This window comes from Streptomyces sp. NPDC020845 (genome assembly GCF_044334165.1).
GTDB lineage: Bacteria > Actinomycetota > Actinomycetes > Streptomycetales > Streptomycetaceae > Streptomyces.
In genome coordinates this window covers 17,450-34,985 of sequence record NZ_JBIRSJ010000033.1, presented here as the reverse complement: position 1 = coordinate 34,985, position 17,536 = coordinate 17,450, and the positions used below count along the sequence as shown (strand labels likewise).

The 17,536-nt window shown below is 70.1% G+C and carries 12 protein-coding genes and 2 pseudogenes; 6 read left to right on the top strand and 8 right to left on the bottom strand.

The genetic code is table 11. The features are described from left to right. Positions 1-428: 428 nt before the first annotated feature. The 6 genes and pseudogenes from ACH4U7_RS50440 to ACH4U7_RS50415 form a co-directional block, all read right to left on the bottom strand. Positions 429-1,235, bottom strand: a complete 807-nt coding sequence (locus ACH4U7_RS50440) for an SDR family NAD(P)-dependent oxidoreductase (RefSeq protein WP_398534498.1) — start codon at positions 1,233-1,235, stop codon at positions 429-431. A 121-nt stretch (positions 1,236-1,356) separates the two neighbouring features. After that, on the bottom strand, positions 1,357-2,124 hold the full coding sequence (locus ACH4U7_RS50435) for an SDR family NAD(P)-dependent oxidoreductase (RefSeq protein WP_398534497.1): 768 nt from the start codon (positions 2,122-2,124) through the stop codon (positions 1,357-1,359). Positions 2,125-2,229: 105 nt separating this feature from the next. Beyond that, positions 2,230-3,075: an oxidoreductase gene (locus ACH4U7_RS50430; protein WP_398534496.1), complete on the bottom strand. Its 846-nt coding sequence runs from the start codon at positions 3,073-3,075 to the stop codon at positions 2,230-2,232. 185 nt (positions 3,076-3,260) lie between these two features. Further along, a pseudogene (locus ACH4U7_RS50425) lies at positions 3,261-3,670 on the bottom strand (hypothetical protein). A 207-nt stretch (positions 3,671-3,877) separates the two neighbouring features. Then, complete coding sequence (locus tag ACH4U7_RS50420) at positions 3,878-4,696, bottom strand: S8 family serine peptidase (protein WP_398534495.1); 819 nt, start codon at positions 4,694-4,696, stop codon at positions 3,878-3,880. Positions 4,697-4,716: 20 nt separating this feature from the next. Next, positions 4,717-5,982 carry a S8 family serine peptidase gene (locus tag ACH4U7_RS50415; RefSeq protein ID WP_398534494.1) on the bottom strand — a complete coding sequence of 422 codons (1,266 nt, stop codon included), beginning with the start codon at positions 5,980-5,982 and terminating at the stop codon, positions 4,717-4,719. Between the two features lie 403 nt (positions 5,983-6,385). Here ACH4U7_RS50415 and ACH4U7_RS50410 point away from each other — a divergent pair, with 403 nt between their 5' ends. Next, positions 6,386-8,560, top strand: a complete 2,175-nt coding sequence (locus ACH4U7_RS50410) for an acyltransferase family protein (RefSeq protein WP_398534508.1) — start codon at positions 6,386-6,388, stop codon at positions 8,558-8,560. Positions 8,561-8,683: 123 nt separating this feature from the next. On the opposite strand, the gene ACH4U7_RS50405 is transcribed toward ACH4U7_RS50410, so the two are convergent. Then, positions 8,684-11,293: an alpha-L-rhamnosidase C-terminal domain-containing protein gene (locus ACH4U7_RS50405; protein WP_398534493.1), complete on the bottom strand. Its 2,610-nt coding sequence runs from the start codon at positions 11,291-11,293 to the stop codon at positions 8,684-8,686. 450 nt (positions 11,294-11,743) lie between these two features. On the opposite strand from ACH4U7_RS50405, the gene ACH4U7_RS50400 reads away from it, so the two are divergent. The 5 genes and pseudogenes from ACH4U7_RS50400 (at position 11,744) to ACH4U7_RS50380 (ending at position 16,922) form a co-directional block, all read left to right on the top strand. Then, positions 11,744-12,964, top strand: a complete 1,221-nt coding sequence (locus tag ACH4U7_RS50400; protein ID WP_398534492.1) for a cytochrome P450 — start codon at positions 11,744-11,746, stop codon at positions 12,962-12,964. A 345-nt stretch (positions 12,965-13,309) separates the two neighbouring features. Continuing rightward, a complete protein-coding gene (locus tag ACH4U7_RS50395; RefSeq protein WP_398534491.1) occupies positions 13,310-13,537 on the top strand; it encodes a hypothetical protein in 228 nt (75 codons plus the stop codon). Between the two features lie 145 nt (positions 13,538-13,682). Next, positions 13,683-13,925 (top strand): annotated as a pseudogene (locus tag ACH4U7_RS50390) (Atu4866 domain-containing protein); the annotation flags it as partial. Between the two features lie 340 nt (positions 13,926-14,265). Next, the gene (locus ACH4U7_RS50385; RefSeq protein WP_398534490.1) at positions 14,266-15,012 is read left to right on the top strand and encodes an ABC transporter ATP-binding protein; all 747 of its coding nucleotides are present in this window, start codon (positions 14,266-14,268) and stop codon (positions 15,010-15,012) included. 11 nt (positions 15,013-15,023) lie between these two features. Further along, a complete protein-coding gene (locus tag ACH4U7_RS50380; RefSeq protein WP_398534489.1) occupies positions 15,024-16,922 on the top strand; it encodes an FtsX-like permease family protein in 1,899 nt (632 codons plus the stop codon). 88 nt (positions 16,923-17,010) lie between these two features. Here the strand turns inward: ACH4U7_RS50380 and ACH4U7_RS50375 are convergent, their stop codons facing one another. Continuing rightward, positions 17,011-17,235, bottom strand: coding sequence for a hypothetical protein (locus ACH4U7_RS50375; RefSeq protein WP_398534488.1), 225 nt, complete (start codon positions 17,233-17,235; stop codon positions 17,011-17,013). Between the last annotated feature and the right edge of the window lie 301 nt (positions 17,236-17,536).

Genomic DNA, 17,536 nt, shown 5'->3' with positions numbered 1-17,536 from the left:
CGCGGCCGCCCGGCCTTGCCCCCCTGGCCCCCGCCCCGGGGGCGGGCGGGGGCCCCCGGCCGGGGGGGTCCCGACCCCCGGGGGGGGCGGGGGGCGCGGGGGCCGGCCCCGTCGCCACCGGAGTGATCCGGGTGGGGAACGCCCTTATTCATACCAATCAGGCCATGACACGCGGGCTGCCGAATACACCGCCGACACGGCACACCGCGCGGACATCCCCGAGAAGCTCGCCTGGTCGTGCGACCGGTGGGCGCGAGACAGGCCAAGCCTTCCTCTTTCCTCATTTCACTGCCCTGTTCGGCACAGTGGCTTTTCCTTGTGTATTCGGACGTATTCGCCTGGAAGCCTCTTATGAAGGCTGCTCCTCTCCTGGGTTTTGAGTCCTGAGGGAACTGGCGGGGAGGGCGTCGTGGGTGCAGGCCTGGTGGTTACATCCAGTCGGCGAGAAGACGGGACGTGACCGTGTGCAGCCGCCTACGGAAGGCGGGGTCGCGCACCTGGGCGCTGGGCTCGGCGGGACGTCCGTCGTCGATGTAGCCGCCTGAAACGGGAATAGACCGGGTCGCCGCCTCGACGAGGTTCTTTGCGCCGTGTTCCGGAGCCGCACCGCGCACGGCGAACATGGCGTGCAGCAGCCTGGTACTGATCACGCCCGGGCTGATGCTGACGATCTGGGGGCCTTCGGGCCGCCACTCTTCGGCCTGGGTGACGGCATGGGCCACCATGGCCAGTTTGGATGTTGCATACGCGCGCACTGGGCTGTAGTCGCGCTCAAGGCTGATGTCCTCGAGGTCGAGCGTCACCGACCGGTGGGTGGCGGAGGCCACGTGCACCACGCGTCCGTCGGGTGATGGCAGAACGGTCGCGAGATGGCGCGTGAGGAGCACCGCCGCCAGGTAGTTGGTCTGGAGGGTCGCCTCGTAGCCGTTCCTGCTCACAGTGCGCCGTTTGGCTCCCGGCCTTCCCGCGTTGTTGACCAGGACATCCACGGTGTCCGTGAGTTCGCGGATACGAGCGGCCAGGGAGACGACCTGATCGAGATCGTCGAAGTCGGCTTGCACGTAGTGCAGTTCGGCTCTTCCGGTCGAGGAGAGGGCGGTCAGCAGCGGTGCGACCCGGTTCTGGCTCTCGGGTCCGTGGATGATCAGCCGACCGGCGGTGGCGGCGAAGAGGCGGGCCGCCGCTTCACCGATGCCGCTCGTGGCGCCGGTCAGGACGACTGTGGAGCCGTTCATGGCATCTCTCCTCGGGAGATCGCAGGAGATCGGGCGAAGGGGGTGTGGCAGCGGTGGCTGGTCGGCCGCAGGGGCCATGCCGACCAGCCGCCGCTCAGGAACGGTTTTTGTCGTCCTTGGCCTACTTGCCCCACTCGGGTCCGCCGTCGGTGCACGTCTGACCGCCGTCGACGGGGAGGGTGATGCCGGTGATGATGGCGGCCTCGTCACTGGCGAGGTAGGCGATGGCGGAGGCAACCTCGTGGGCCAGCGCGGCGCGGCGCAGGGGGATGCGCTCCCATGCCTTCTCCAGCAGCGCGTCGTCGTCCATGATGGCGTCGACCATCTCGGTGACCGTGAGGCCGGGGCATACGGTGTTGGCCCGGACGCCATGCTTGCCCTCGTCGCAGGCGACGGAGCGTGTGAGGTTGGCGACGGCTGCCTTGACGGCGTTGTAGCCGGCGTGCGACCAGCCACCTCCGAGAGATGAAACGGAACCGATGTTGACGATGGAGCCCTTGGTGGCGCGCAAGTGCGGCAGTGCGGCACGGGTGGTGTAGAAGACGCTGCTCAGGTCCGCGCCCACGCACTTCTGCCAGTCTTCGTCGGAGGTGTCCTCCACGCTGCCGACGAGGTTCATGCCGGCGGCGTTGACGAGGGTGTCGAGGCGGCCGAAGCGGTTGACCGCGGCCTGGATCAGGCCGTCGCACTCCGCGCGGACGGACACGTCGGCGGCAAAAATCAGGACACGGTCCTGCGGCATGTCGGCAGCCGCCTGCTCCAGACGGTCCTTGCGGCGTCCGGAGATCACGACCGAGGCGCCTTCGTCCAGAAGGCGGTGCGCCGCGGCCAGCCCGATACCGGAGCCGCCACCGGTGATGACTGCGACCTTGCCGTCGAAGCGAGACATGACTGTTCCTTTCGGGATGTACGTGCGCTGTGTGTTGTCGCGTTACGGGACGATCTGTTTCTGGCGCGCGCTGCTCGGATCGCGGGGCAGCGCGGGTGCGTCCTTTTACTCGCCCGCTGGGAAGTCCGCGCTGCGGGTGGTCTTCTCCCAGGCCTTGAACTCCTCGGCATGGGACGCGAGCTGGGCGGTGGCCAGGTCGTAGGCGTCCGCGCCGAGGAGCAGGTGGTGCGGAGGAACGGGGGCTGTGACCGCCGCGAGCAGTGCACGGGCCGCGCGGTCCGGATCGCCTGCCTGCTTGCCGACCGATTCGTGGTACGCCCGGCGGGCGGCGCCGGCGGTCTGGTCGTAGTCCGCGATCGGGTCCTGCGTCTCCTGCGAGGAACCGGCCCAGTCGGTGCGGAACGCGGACGGCTCGACCGTCATGACCGAGATGCCGAGGGGCTCCACCTCGTGGCGCAGGCTCTCCGAGAGGCCCTCCACGGCGAACTTGGCGGCGCAGTAGTACCCGACAGCCGGATGACCGACCAGACCGCCGATGGAGGTCAGGTTTACGATCGTGCCCGACCGGCGGGCTCGCATCCCCGGCAGCACCGCGTGGATGACACGGGCGACACCGTGGAAGTTGACGTCGAAGAGCCGGTCGACCGTCTCCGGATCGGTCTCCTCCACGGCTGCGAAGTAGCCGATGCCCGCGTTGTTGACCACCACATCGATCCGGCCGAAGTGCTCCTCGGCCTGACGTACGGCTTCCGCCACACTGTCCCGACTGGTGACGTCCAGCGCCACGGCGAACGCGTTGTCGCGGGCAGCGAGTTCCTTGACTTGTTCGGTCCTCCGGGCGGTGACGACCACGCGGAATCCTTCGTCCAGGAGGTGGGCGGCGATGCTGCGGCCGAAGCCGGTCGAACAGCCCGTCACCAGCCACACCGGCGCTTCCTGTGTGCTGACCATTTCCCTCTCCTTCGCGCTCTTCGAAAGCATCCGGTCCCGGCTTGCTCCGGGGCCTGAGAAAAAGGATGGCCGCTTGGTAAACGGACAGGCAGGCCATGGTTTACCTGGGAGAGTTCTTCCTAGGAAAGGCCGCCTGTCGCGTGCGTCGCGCACGAGGTAGGCCAACATGTCGTGGCAGGGGCATGTCAGCATTCGAGTCGGTTCTCGATGCCAGGTGCCTGTTGCTGCGGGAGCGCTAGTGCCCTGATGGAACCCAGCAGCGCGAGTGCGTCGGCCGAGAGTGAGACGGGTGCCGCTTGCAAAATGATCAGCTGCCGGCCGGGAGCGCTGGGGACGTTGAGCGCCTCATGGTGCAGCTCCAGGTCGCCCACGAGTGGTGCATGCGCTTGACGTCGTACGGAGGGGCATACCTGTACTCCCTCGCCCATAGCGAGCGGAAGTCGCCACTGAGTACCTCGAGTTCTCCGACGAGTTCCAGGATGCGCGGGGCGTCCGGTGTCTGGGCCGCTGTCTGCTGGAGTTCGGCCACAGCGCGGTGCCTGGCGCGTTCGGGATTGTGGTAGAAGGTCTTCGCGGCGGAGTCGAGGAACAGCATGCGCAGCGCACTGACGCCGTGGTCCGGCTCCTGCCCCGAGGCGCTAATCGGTCATAGGTTCGATTGAGAGGTGGGGGATGCCGTCACGACGGGCTGATCCCTGAGTCCATGGGCTTGATCGCTCACTGGTAGCAGCGCTGCCAGCCGACCTCCACACCGGGCATCGCCCCGGATCCACCTCGGCCGACGCGTCAATGCGCGCCGCGGTCAGCTCTCCAGCACTCGACACGCCCACCTCGCGGTGATGGCGACGGGCCGTGCCTTGCGGGCGTCGAAGGTCAGAGCGGTGTCGGCCCTAAGATCGAGCTCTGGGCTGACCATCAGGGCCAGAGCGCCGTCCGTATAGACCGGTGCCTCGATGCTGTACGTCCCGTGGGGGAGCCGCAGCGTGGCCTTGCCGTTCGTCGCCTGCGGAGTGACGAAGACGTCGTTGTCCAGGCCGACGACGCTGGCGGTGGCGTCGGCGGGCGTGCCGTCGGCAGCCACGAAGTCGAGCGTCACGTCGTAGGACTCGACCTCACGGGTGACCACCAGCGCGGTGCGGACGGACTGCGTGCCGGCCGTGGCGACGACAGCTCCGCCGAAGACACCGTCGGGCATGCTGCGTGAGGTGTCGGCCATGATGCTCACCTGGGCCGATCCGTCGGCCGGGACCGTCACCCGCTTTGTGTCCAGCGTGAACAGATCCGCCGGCGCGCTCTGCCCGCCCTCACCGGCCGCCTCGATGGCCAGGTCAAGGGTGATCGCGGCGCTGTCCATGTTGCGGTAGGCCAGATGCCTCACCAGGGTCTGGTCGTCGTCGTGCGGCCAGCGCTGCGTGCCGAAGTCCAGCGAGGTCTGCTCCCCGACGACGGTCTGGGTGACGGCCTCGCCCACGTCCAGGCGGCCGCTGCCCTGCTGGAAGGGGGAGGCCTTCGTGCCGCCGACGGCCGACGAGGTCAGCGCCTGCTTGATCTCAAGGCCGCTCCAGCCGGGATGCTGTTGCGCAAGCAACGCTGCGGCGCCCGCCGAGTGTGGGGTCGCCATGGAGGTTCCGGACATGGAGACTAACCGTCCGCGGCGGGGTCCCCCTGGTAGCCCTCGGCCGCCTTGGCTGCGACGATGTCGACACCGGGGGCTGCGAGGCCCGGCTTGAGAGTGCCGTCGATCGTCGGTCCCCGGCTGGAGAAGTCGGCGACGGTGTCCGCGTCGTCGACGGCGCCCACCGTCAGGGCCTGCGCGGCGCTGCCGGGGGAGTCCAGAGTGGCCGGTCCGGGGCCGTTGTTGCCGGCCGCGATCGCGAAGAGGACTCCGTTCTCTTCGCTGTACTTGTTGACGGCCTGCTCCACCGGGTCCAGGCCCGGCGAATCGGGCGCGCCCAGGCTCATGTTGATAACGCGTGCGCCCTCGCTCACGGCCCAGTCGATGCCCGCGAGAATGCCGGAGTCGGTACCGCTGCCCTGGTCGTCGAGGACCTTGCCGTCCAGGATCTGGGCGTCGGGAGCCACGCCCTTGTAGAGGCCCTCGGATCGGGCCCCGGAGCCGGTGATGACCGAGGCCACGTGGGTGCCGTGGCCGGCACGGTCCACCGCGTCGGCGGCGTCGGAGAAGTTCTTCTCCGCGATTTCCGCGTCCTGCAGGTCAGGGTGGGTCTGGTCCACGCCCGTGTCGAGAACGGCGACGCGCACGCCCTTGCCGGTCCAGCCGGCCTCCCACGCCCGCGGGGCGCCGATCTGCGCGGTGCTGCGATCCAGCGTGGCATGGCGCACCCCGTCGAGCCAGATGGCGTCGATCCCGGGGGAGAGACTGCGCCGGCGGTCTGCCCGGCTGTCCGTCAGCGCGTTCCACGTCTGCACGGCGGACCACTTGGGGACGCGCAGCGCTGCGCCGTCGACCGCGGGAAGTGCCCGGGTGACCTTGGCGTTGGCGGCCGCGAGTGTCCTCTTCGCCGTCACCGAAGCGGTGTAGGACACGATCAGCGGCAGCGTCCCCCGGCCACTGTCATCGTAACCGGACGCCATCAGGTCGGTGACGTCGAACAGGCGGCGGTCCAGCGCGCCGGAAGCGATGAGCGGGGATGCATCCAGCGGAAGAACGTAGGTGTGCCCGCGCACCACCTTGCGTGCGATCGGTATCCTTTCCCGGCCCTTGCCGGGGATGACGCCGGTGACCCGGCCTCTGACGTCGACCTGCGCCCGGTCACCGGTGACGAGCGTGACAGTGCGGGCATGGGCGCTCGGCACGGCCCTCGTCCACGCAGCGGCGGACCGCGTGGGCTGTGCGGCGTGCGAGCCACCGGTCATGCCGAACGCCAGCGCGGTTGTCACGGCCACGGCAGATGCTGTGATCTTCTGATATCGGAAACCCGACAATGTGTCCCCTCCCTCCAACGGCGGGGAGCAGGGGTGTCGGACGGCAAGGACGGGACCGTGCCATGTGCGTCGACGGCCCGCAGCGTTCCCGCGCCTCTTGCGCGTCCACACTCGCCGGGAGATGTCGCACTTTCATCGGTGATCGCCGCCTACTTCCTCGCCACACGTCGCGCTCGGGCCGGCGCCGGTACACCGTGTTGCAGGCGGCGCGGCCGCACGGGCGTCGAGACAGCCGCTCGCTACCTCTGGCGGCGAGCCTGTGCCGCCTGCTGCGGATTCCTCCACCAGGACACGCCCGGTATCGCAAGTGCCAGCGGAGGCGACCGCCTCCGCTGTGATCTGACTAACGCGAACCCCTCGCGGACTGCGGACAGTTCCAGGACGTGACCCTTCCCGCGACGTCCTCCTTCTTCCACCGCGGCGGCACTCCCCGCCCCTCGCCCGGCGCGGCGCCACAGCGCCTGCGCGCACCCACCGCATCCCAAGCGGGCAAAGCCCCCTGGTCTTCAGACCGGACATCCAGGGGCTGCGCGGTCTGGCCGTTGTCCTCGTGGTGCTCGGACACGCCGGACTCCCGCACCTCGCCGGCGGATACGTCGGAGTCGACGTCTTCTTCGTCGTCTCCGGGTTCGTCATCACCTCCGGCCTGCTGGGGGAAGCCCACCGCACCGGGACGCTGCGCCTGCGCCGCTTCTACGCCAGGCGCGCGCTGCGTCTCCTGCCGCTGGCCACCCTGGTCGGCCTGACCACCCTGGTGGCATGCCGGTTCCTCGCGTCGAAGATCCGTTACGAGGAGTTCCTCCACGACGCGCTGGCCGGCGCGCTCTACTTCATGAACATCGACCTCGCCACAGCCGGAACCGACTATCTGCGGGAGGGCGCCACACCGTCGCCGTTCCAGCACATGTGGTCGCTGTCCGTAGAGGAGCAGTTCTACCTGCTGTGGCCGCTCCTGCTGTTGATCACCTTCAAGCTGCTGCACCGGCCATGGCTGCGGATCCTGCCGTTGCTCGCGCTCTGCTCGCTCTCCTTGGCCTGGAGCGTCCACGCGGTACAGACGTCATCGCCCTGGGCATACTTCGGCCCGCACACCCGCCTGTGGGAACTGGGCGCCGGTGGTCTGCTGGCATGGACCGGTGGCTCGCTGTCGCGCCTGCCACGTGCCGTGGGCGTCGCGAACGGATGGCTGGGGCTGATCGCCATCATGGCCGCAGCCGTGCTCTACGGCGACGACACGGCCTACCCCGGCAGCTTGGCACTCCTGCCGGTGCTCGGCACTGCCCCGGTGATCACGGGCGGCTCCGTGCCCTCCCCCTACGGCGCCGCGCGGCTGCTCAGCATGCGGCCGGCCACCTTCGCCGGCGACGTCTCCTACGGCTGGTACCTGTGGCACTGGCCGCTTCTGATGCTCGGCCCCGCGGCCCTGGGCCGCACCCCGACCCCGCAACTCGCCCTCGCGCTCAGCGGTGCCGCCCTGATGCTGGCTTGGCTGAGCCTGCAGCTGGTGGAAAACCCGCTCCGTCACCATCGCACGCTGCGGCGCCGGCCACGGGCCGCACTCACCGTCGGCGCCGGCCTGTCGGCAACCGTCGTGTGCACCGCTTTGATCGCCGCGTCCTTCCCGCCGGCCATCAGCACCGGAGAGCGCGCCCGCCACCTGGCCTCGCTGCTGGCCACCGCACCCGACCCCCAGGCCCGGCTCGCCCAGCTCCTCACCCAGCCCGCGCCCGGACTGCCCAGCAATCTCACGCCCGCCCTGACCGAAGTGAAGAAGCAGCGCTCGGCGATCTACCGCGACAACTGCCACGTCAACTACGACGCCGCGCAGTCCCCAGCGTGCGTGTACGGCGACCGCGCCTCCGACAAGGTCGTCGTCCTCTTCGGTGACTCCCACGCCGCGCAGTGGTTTCCCGCCTGGGACCACCTCAGCCGCGACCACGGGTGGAAGCTGGTGTCCTTGACGAAGTCGTCGTGCAAGACCGCCGACATCACCATCATCGCCCAGAACCGGCCCTACACTGCCTGCGACGCCTGGAGGGAAAAGGCCCTGGAGCGGATCGAGCGGCTGCACCCGATGCTGGTCGTGGCGTCCTCGTCCGAGGCGGCCAAGTCCGCCCGGGAGATGGCCAATCCGCAGAAGGAGTGGGCGGCCGGCTACGACCGCGTCTACCGCAGGCTCGCCCACGCCGCGGACCGTGTGATCGTCACCCTCGACAACCCGTGGCCCAAGGGCGACGCCGTCGAATGCGCTGCCCGCAACTCCGTGGACCTGCATCGCTGCGAATCCGAGCGGGGCGCGGCCGTGAAGTCACCGGTCCTGCGGGAAGCCGGCCGCACCGCGGCCCTGCACGCCGGCGCCACCGTCGTGGATCCCCAGCTCTGGCTGTGCCCTCGCCTGGGCGCCTGCCCGAGCGTCGTGGCCGACACGTTCGTCTACCGCGACGAGAGCCACCTCGCCGAGACCTACGTGGAAGCCCTCACGCCGGTCCTCCGCCAGCGGCTCGAACACCTCGGCATCCCCGGCATTACGCGCAGTTGACCCCACCCCGGCCCCGGCCGGGGTGGGTGGCAACGTCCCGTCCTACGGGAGCACGGCGCCCCAGCACTACCCGGTTGCCCGGATCCGGTGTCGGTCATCCTTGGCACTGGATCCGGGCAGTTCTCAGTCGTGCGTGACCAGGACGCGGTGGGTGCCGGCATCGAGACCCGTCAGCGTCACCCGCCCGTCGACGACCTTCACATCCCCTGTGCCGGACCGTCCGTTCCACACCAGCCGTCCGCCGACGCGTACATGTGAGGCGGCCGGGGCGTGCGGGAGAGCGATGACGCCGCTGGTCGCCGCAGGCGCCTGGACGGTCAGGTCGAACCGTCCGGGCGCGTTGTGCCACTGCACACGCAGCCCACCGTGCGGGGTGGGCAGTTGGCCACGCGCCCAGGCGACGGAGGCCGGATGCGGGCGTACCTCCCAGGTCGCGTATCCGGGCGCAGTGGGAACAGCGCCGAGTAGCTGGTGCGTCAGGGCGGGCAGGACCCCGGTGGACCAGCCGTGCGCCATGCTCGTATAAGCGCCTTCGTACAAAGAGCCGTTGGGGCCGATGCCTTCCCAGTGGGTGGTGCCGGGGTCGTGTGAGTCCATCCAGCCGTAGGTCCGCCGTATCTGGTCTACGGCGGAGTCGGCTCGGCCGGCCAGGAACCGGGCGACGATCTCCGGGTACGAGGTGAAGGCGTACACGCGCTGTGAGGCGCCGCCGAAGATGGTGTCGTTGTCCATGAACGCGTTGCCGTAGCGCAGCCGGGTGGAGGCGTCGAGGTGGTCGAGCAGGCTCGCTGCTCGTTCCGGGTCGGCGACTCCTGCGGTGACGGCGATGGCGTTGCCGTCCTGGGCGTGTCGGACGGGTCCGGTCGCGGAGTCGAGGTAGGCGCCGGCGGTGGCGTCCCACAGGTGCGTGTTGATGGCGCGGGCGACCTCGTTGGCGCGCCGGGTCCACCGGGCGGCGTCGGCATCGTGCCCGAGCCATCGTGCGAGGCGAGAGGCGTCGTTGAGGGCCTGCACGTACAGGGTGTTGTAGTAGGTGATCCGTCCGGTGCGGTCGAGGAAGGCGTAATCGCCGTAGCCCGCTGTCCCGTTGAGGCCTTTGCTGAGCAGCCCGGCGTCGTCCGTGACGCTGGGGTACCACTGGTCGAGCACTTTCAGCAGGTGGTGCCAGTAGCGCACGGCGTAGGGGCGGTCAGCGGTGTACAGCACGTAGTCCCAGCTGCACGTCACCCACCACAGCGGATAGTCGAACAGACGGAGGTCGTAGCCGGCGATGGACGCCGGGGGGATCCATCCGTCGGCGCGCTGATGGTCGGCGAGGTCCGCCAGCACATTGCGGGCGGCGGCCGCGGCCTCGTCGTGGGTGAGGTAGAGGGTGCGCGCGGAGACGGCCAGGTCGCCTACATAGGGGTCGCGGTCGCGCTTCGGGCCGTCGTGCAGCACCAGCTTGCCCTCGAGTGAGGGGCTGAAGGCGTTGCGGGGATCGACGTCGTCGCGACGGAAGGTGTCCGTGACCAGCTCGTTGGTGTAGGAGGCCCCGTACCAGTAGCGGTTGAGGTCCTCCTCGGAGCACTCGAACCAGCCACGATAGGTGTCCGGCGTGCCGAGGTAGGCGGTGAAGTCCACGGTGACGGAGTCGATGGCGACCATGCCCCAGGGCTGGGCCGCGGGGGCGTCGGAGGCCAGCGCATCCAGAGTGATCTTGAGGTAGCGGAATCCGTGCAGGCCGTCGGCGTAGACCTTGTCGCCGGCCTGGTAGCCCTTGCGGTCCTTCCAGTCGGCGCCCTGGGCGGGGACGGCGAACTGGTCCGTTCCCTGCCCGGCGCTGCCGGCCTGGTCGGAGCGTGTGAAGTCGGAGCGGTCGGTCAGGAACTGCTTGGTCTCGGAGAAGGCCAGGCGGACGCCGGGGGAGTTGTCGGAGGCCGCCGTGAAGCGGATCTGCGGATAGCCGACGACCACCTTGCCGAAGTCGAGGGTGACACTCGGCGGCGACACAGCGGGGACCGCTTCGGGCCACACCTCGTTCACGCGTGTGAAGGCGCCTCGGGGTGTGTCCTGCACCGCTGTCACGCTGATGCGGACCTTGTCGGTGGTCACGGCGGCGGCGAAGGGGACGGCACACTGGATGACATCGTTGCCTGTCACGGTGGCGGCCGTCTGCCACGCGCCGGCCTGCCAGGTCTCGACCGTGAAGGCGGTGGGCACGCCGTCGCTGTTGGAGACCACGGTGAGACCGGTCAGACGCTGCGGGGCGGGCAGGGTGATGGTCAGCGTGTCGGGCCCGGCCGCGATGGTGTCGTCGTTCCAGAAGGTGTCCGGATCGCCGTCGATGGCGTTGCCCGCGTCGTAGGTCCGCGGCTGGCCGTCGTTGCCGGAGTTGCCGGCGTGTGCGGACGAGGCCTCGGCGACGGTGCCCTCAGGCCAGCGCGGCGGGACAGCCGGCTTCTCGCGCCGCAGCACAGTGGCCCCTCCGCCCGCCCGCAGCAGCGCGTCGGGCCGCTGCACGTCTCCCGTGCTGGCCAGGACCCGCACCGGGCGCACGGTCGTCGACGCGGGAGCCCGGACGTAACGCTGCCAGGACCTGCCGGCAGCCATCTGGAAGTCCTCTTGTGTGGCGGGCGTTCCGGCGGCGGCAGAGACGCCGGTGACCGACAGGACCATGGCGCTCGCCCCGGCCACGACCACGGCGCGGCGGCCCGGTCCTTCCTGCGAGGACGGCTCAACACTCGGGCGCATACGGCCTCTTCTCCCAATCACCATGGATTGAAACGATTCACACCACAGGGGCGAGGCGAAGCTACCGCACCGGCCGGACGTCGTACAGAGCGCGCACGCGGACCGCAGCGTCTCCCGGTGAAGATCGGCGAAATCCACCTACACGCGAGGCGCCGCATCCGCCCAGCCTGGAGGTGCCAGCGCCGGCACGCTCCCAACTGGGTAGCCGACGGGCAGCAGTACCGGACGGGGTGAGACATGAGGAGTACCTGGGTACTGGCGGACAGACGCCGAGCCGGCCCGGCTTACCAGCCCGCCTGCCACAGCGGTGCAAGAGGGCCGCTGTCCATGGGTGAGCAGGGTGAGCGGTGAACGGGCGGGAAGTGGCCTACAGCTGGTCTGGCGGATGAGCGGGGGTCGGCCGGACAGTGAAGCATGATCACGCACGACACCTCTGCCGACGATGCGCCATTGCCTCGCATCGGAACTGCGGAGTTCAAGGCCGAAGCCCACCAGCAATACGCCGTGCTGCGCCGGCAGGGCCCCATCCACCGCGTCCGCATGGCCGATGGCTCCCTCGGCTGGGTCGTGGTCGGCTACGAGCTGGCCCGCGAGGCACTGGCCCATCCCAAGCTGAGCAAGGACCCCGAGCCGTTCGCCGAGCAACTGCGCGCGTCCGGACGCCACATCCTGCTGGCCGGAAGCGGCTTCGGCGGCAACATGCTGATGGCCGACCCTCCGGAGCACACCCGCCTGCGCCGCTTGGTCTCGGGCGTCTTCACCACCCAAGCGGTGGAGAAACTGGCGCCTCGCGTGGAGGAGCTCGCCCACGAGTTGATCGATTCCTTCGCCGAGCAGGACAGCACCGATCTCGTCTCCTCCTACACCACGCCCCTGCCGATCACAGTGATCTCCGAGCTGCTGGGAGTGCCAGAGGACGCCCGAGAGGACCTGCTGGCATGGACGCGGCACTCCATGGGACTCCCGTCCGAGCAGCAGCGTGCCGGACTTCTCGCCCTGAACGGCTACCTGAGCGGGCTGCTGAAAGGCAAGCGGCGAGCTCCTGCGGACGATCTGCTGTCGCGGCTGATCGCGGTCCGGGACGAGGACTCCGGCAAGCTGTCCGACACCGAGCTGCTCGGCACAGCCGTCATCCTGGTGGTCGCCGGCCACGAAACCACCGTCAACCTGCTCGGCAACGCCATGGTCGCGCTGCTCGACCACCCCGAGCAGGCACGCCTCCTGCGTGAGAACCCCGAGCACATCCCGGGTGCCGTCGAGGAGTTCCTCCGCTACGACCCGCCGCTGGAGATCACGCCCACCCGCTTCGCCACCGAGGCGTTCGAGCTGGGCGGCAGGCTGATCAAGGCGGCTGAGACCGTCACCATCGCCCTGACCTCCGCCGGCCGGGACGCGCCCGTCGAGCCCGGAGCCGACCCCGACCAGCTGGACGTGCTCCGCAAGCAGGCCCGCCATGCTGCCTTCGGCCATGGCATCCACTACTGCATCGGCGCTCCCCTGGCCCGCCTGGAAGGGGACATCGCGCTGCGGGTACTGCTTTCCCGGCTGCCTGACCTGGCCTGGGCCGAGCCGGAGCAGCCCGTGGCATGGCTGCCTGCAGGCATCACCCGCGGTCCCGTCCGCCTGCCTGTCGCCTTCACCCCGGCAGCCCGCCCGGGGCGAAGCGTCTGACGCGAGCGGCCGGCTGAGCGCGCGAGCAGGTCGCGCGGGACGCTGAGCGCACCGATCGGCAGCTTTCGACACAAGCCTCCTGTTGCCGTAGGACCGCAGGGACACCGCGGCCCTACGGCACCGGCACCTCACGGCATGAGGGCCTCACGCTCCCCGGCGAGCTCGGCCAAGCGGCCAGGCGCGGTTCGCCGGCGTGGCGGGGGCGGTCAGCACACTGCAGGCAGGGACACAAGCGCGCCAGCCGACGCCGGCACGCCGGCATCCTGTCATCGCCAGTGCCAGGAAGGGCGCTCCCCGGTAGAACCGGCCCTGGTTGCCGCCGCTCGCAGGCGCGACGATCGAGGCATGAAGACCCCTGATCGACTCGCCATCCAGATGCGGGTCACGCCGCTGCGCCGCCTCACCCCAGCAGCCGTTCACGTGCCCGGACGCTCGCGCCCCGGCCCCTCGGTCGCGCAGCCCGCCGCGCCACGGCAGAAGCCGCACACCGGAGCAACGACCGCGCTGTCGAACGACGCTGCGACCTTTCCCTCCAACTCTCACGAGACACAGCCATGGGCACCCCACGCCTGACCACGATCCGCATCGCCGACGGCCTAGTCGCCGCCGGGCTCACGAGCGTGCCGGCAACGGACCAGCCGCCCGCACCGTCCCGGGCGACAAGTACTGCGGCGGCCCCGGCACCAGACACCGCCGGCCGGAAGACGCTCCCCACCCCTACGTCGGCATGTGGGTGACCGCAGACGGCCACATCCGTCAGGAACTGCTGCCCAACGGCCGCTACGACGAAGCGCGCGGAGACCTGGAAAGCGCCTGTACCGGCACCTACACCGTCACGGGAACCCACATCGACTACGCCGACGACACCGGCTTCACGGCCACCGGCGACGTCCGGGACGGCGTGCTCCACCACGAGCACCTGGTCCTCTATCGTGAAGGCGCGACCCCGCGCCCGCGATGAGCCGGACCTTCCGCAGCCGTACACACGGCCGACGCAGCAGGCGCCGTCCCGCACCCGAGGACAAGGCCGGCCGTAGGGTTCCCCCGCAGGCACGTGCCGGGCAGCCCCACCTCATCGCCTCGCGCGCTATGCCGGCCTTTAGGCAACTGTCACCGATGCCGGCCAGTGCACTGCACCGGCACACTGGCACGCGGGCGCCTGCGTCGACGCCGCAGCAGGCACCCCTCACACCTCCTTTCCGGCAGCCCCCGCCACCGGCGATCAGCGGCTCCGAAATGGTCACCCCACACCCACGCCCGCCGGCGGACGCCCCGGCCTGCGCACAGATTGCGAGACATGCATGGCCACATCGACCAGCCGACGCACCACCGCCGCGGTCTCCCTCAGGGAGGCCAGCCGCACCTACGGCAGCGGCTCCACCGCGGTGAAGGCCCTGGACTGTGTGAGTGTTGACTTCGTCCCCGGCACATGGACAGCCGTCATGGGCCCCTCCGGCTCCGGTAAGTCCACTCTGCTGCACTGCGCCGCCGGACTGGAACGCCTGGATTCCGGCAGCGTCTGGCTGCAGGACACCGACATCACCCACGCCAGCGAGCAGGAACTGACCGCCCTGCGCCGCAACCGTATCGGCTTCATCTTCCAGAACTTCAACCTCATCAACGCGCTGACCGCCGAACAGAACGTTGCCCTTCCGCTGAAGCTGGCAGGCGCCGACTGGAACGCAGCCGACGTCCACCAGGCCCTGGCCGCCGTGGGCCTGTCCGGCCGCCTCGGCCACCGGCCCCGCGAGCTGTCGGGCGGCCAGCAACAGCGCGTGGCCATCGCACGAGCCCTGATCAGCCGTCCTGACGTCCTGTTCGCCGACGAGCCGACTGGCGCGCTCGACTCCCGCTCCGCAGCCGAAGTCCTCACCCTGCTGCGGGACCTGGCCGACCACGAGCAGACCATCATCATGGTCACCCACGACCCCGCTGCGGCAGCCCGCGCAGACGCCACCGTCTTCCTGCGCGACGGCCGCATCGTCGATCAGCTGGTGGGCGCCGACGCCCGCACCGTCGCCGACCACCTCATCGCCCTGGAGGCCTGACCATGTGGAGCATGAGCTGGTCCGGCTTCAAGGAACGCCCCACCCTGTTCATCGGCGCCGTCCTGTCCGTCGGCCTGGGCGTCGCCCTGGTGCAGTCCTCCCTGCTGTTGCTGCTGTCTGCCGCCACCCTCACACCCGCTGCCGGCCTGACGCCGATCCAGCGCATGGACTTCGACGAGCAGACCCTCACCGCGGTCACCGTCCTGTCGGTGACATTGGGCTGCGCCGCCTTCCTCGCGATCTTCATCATCTCCTCAACCTTCGCCTTCACCGTCACCCAACGCCGCCGCGATCTGGCCCTGCTCCGCCTCACCGGAGCCGCACCCCGCCAGATCAAGCAACTGCTCCTGGGACAGGCCGTCATCCTCGGCACGCTCGGCATCATCGGTGGTGCGCCTCTGGGCCTGGCCACCATGCAGCTTCAGACATGGCTGCTGCGCGAACTCGACTTCGTCCCGGCCGGCTTCAGCGGGCAGTTCCGCCTGTGGGCCATACCTGCCGCGGCCGCAGCGGGAATCGGCCTGTCCGTTCTCGGAGTGCTGACGGCCGCCCGGCGGGCCGCCACCGTCCGCCCGCTCGAGGCGCTGCGCGACACCGCCCCCGCCCAACGCACCCTCGGCCGCACCCGGTGGATCACCGGCGGAGTCTTCCTCCTGGGTGCCGCGGCCCTGATCGCTCTCGCGCCGATCGGCGGACCCGCCGGTGGCCAGGCCATGGCCATGTGCGTCTCCCTGTGCGCCGTCCTCGCCTTCACCAGCTTTGGCCCCAGGCTCCTGCCGGTCATCGCCCGACTGATACCGACCAGGCGCTCCTCCACCCTGGCCCACCTCGCCAAGGCGGAACTCCGCGACGACGTCTGGCGCAGCGCCTCCACGGCAGCCCCGGTCATCGTCCTGGTGGGACTGCTGCTCGGCCAGTTCACTGCGCTGACCTCGGCCACCGCCGCGGCCCGGCACGAACAGCGCACCACCACGCGCGCCGACCTGGTTCTCCAAGCGCGGGGCGACACAGCCGCACGCATCGCCGACATCCCCGGTGTGGCCACCGCCTCCACGGAGATCGAAGTTCCCGCCGCCGTCACCACCGGCAGCGGCGAGATGGCCTACACCGAACTCAGCCGTGTCCTGGTCATCTCTCCGCAGGCCTACCAGCAAGCGCACGGCGACAGCGGCGCCCTCACCCGACTGCGAGGACGCTCCGTTGCCGCAGGCCCCGCCGCCCTCGGCATCTCCTCCGGGGATCAGGTGGGGGTGCGCATCGGCGACGTCGACCTGGGGCGCCTGCCCGTGACCGCGGCCGTCCGCACTCAGATGGCGGGCGGGGCGACCCTGCTGCTGCCCGTCGGCCTCGTGCCCAAGGCCACGCTGGCCGACGCCACGTCCCGCAGCTTCATCACGCTGCAGTCCCCGGCTGAAGGCGACAGGGTGAAGGCGGCTCTTGCCCGGCTGGGCACCGTCTCCACCCTCTCCGACTGGATCGACGACGACACCGCCGCCCGCACGTCCGCCAATGCCAGCACTCTGACGATGGTGATGGGCCTGGGCGTGGTCTACGCACTCATCGGCGTCGTCAACACCCTCGTCATCGCCGCCTCCAGCCGGCGCACCCAGTTCGCGGCCACCCGCATCGCAGGCTTCAGCCGCACCCAGACCCTCGCCGCAGCATGGCTGGAGACCTGCGCAATCACCCTCATCGGCCTGTTCCTCGGGCTGCTGGCCGCCGGCGGAACCCTCATCGCCATGGCGGTGACCGCAGCCAAGGTCACCGGAACCGCCGCCGTCGCCGTCCCCTGGCAGATGACGGGCGCGGTCATCGTGACCGTCGTGACCGTGGCTTCCGCAACCAGCCTGGTCGCTGCCTGGGCCGCCACTCGCCGCCGCCCGGTGACGCTGCTGGCAGCACGCGAGTAGACGCGCGCCGGATCGGCTGTGAGGACGAAGACAAGGCCGGCCGGGCGGCTCGCGTCCGGCCGGCCCCGAAGCAGCGACAACGGGACGATCACGAGCGCACAGGCGAAAACCCCCGCAGGCACAGAACATCACGGAGACACAGACCATGCGGCAGCGGGCGGACCGCGCCGAGGCGTTCCGGACCGAGGCGGGGATCCGCTTTGCCTTCCTCGTCGACGACGCGGGTTTCTCGGGCTCTGTACAGACGGCGAATGGAGTTCTCTTCCACATCGCCGGCCTGGATGTGCAGATTCGGTTCCTCGACGAACAGCAACCCGTAGTGGCCACGCTGCTCAACCCACTCACACCCGGCGGCGTCAGAACCCAGGGAGCGTGGCGGTGGCGGGTCGACGTATACATCGCCGGCGGATGCGGCCCCGCCCACGACGTCCCGGCTGGGCCCCGACCAGGCGCGCCATGCTCACACGCGTGCGGCAGCACGCCGCAGCCCTGCGCCGCCTCTGCTCCGCCTGCTCACCGGACGGGCCGCAGCTCCTTGCCCGCGCACGACGGGGCTGAGCCACGGCCGCCGGACCGCCGGCGTCACATGGAAAAGGGCCGGGCGTCCCGGCCCG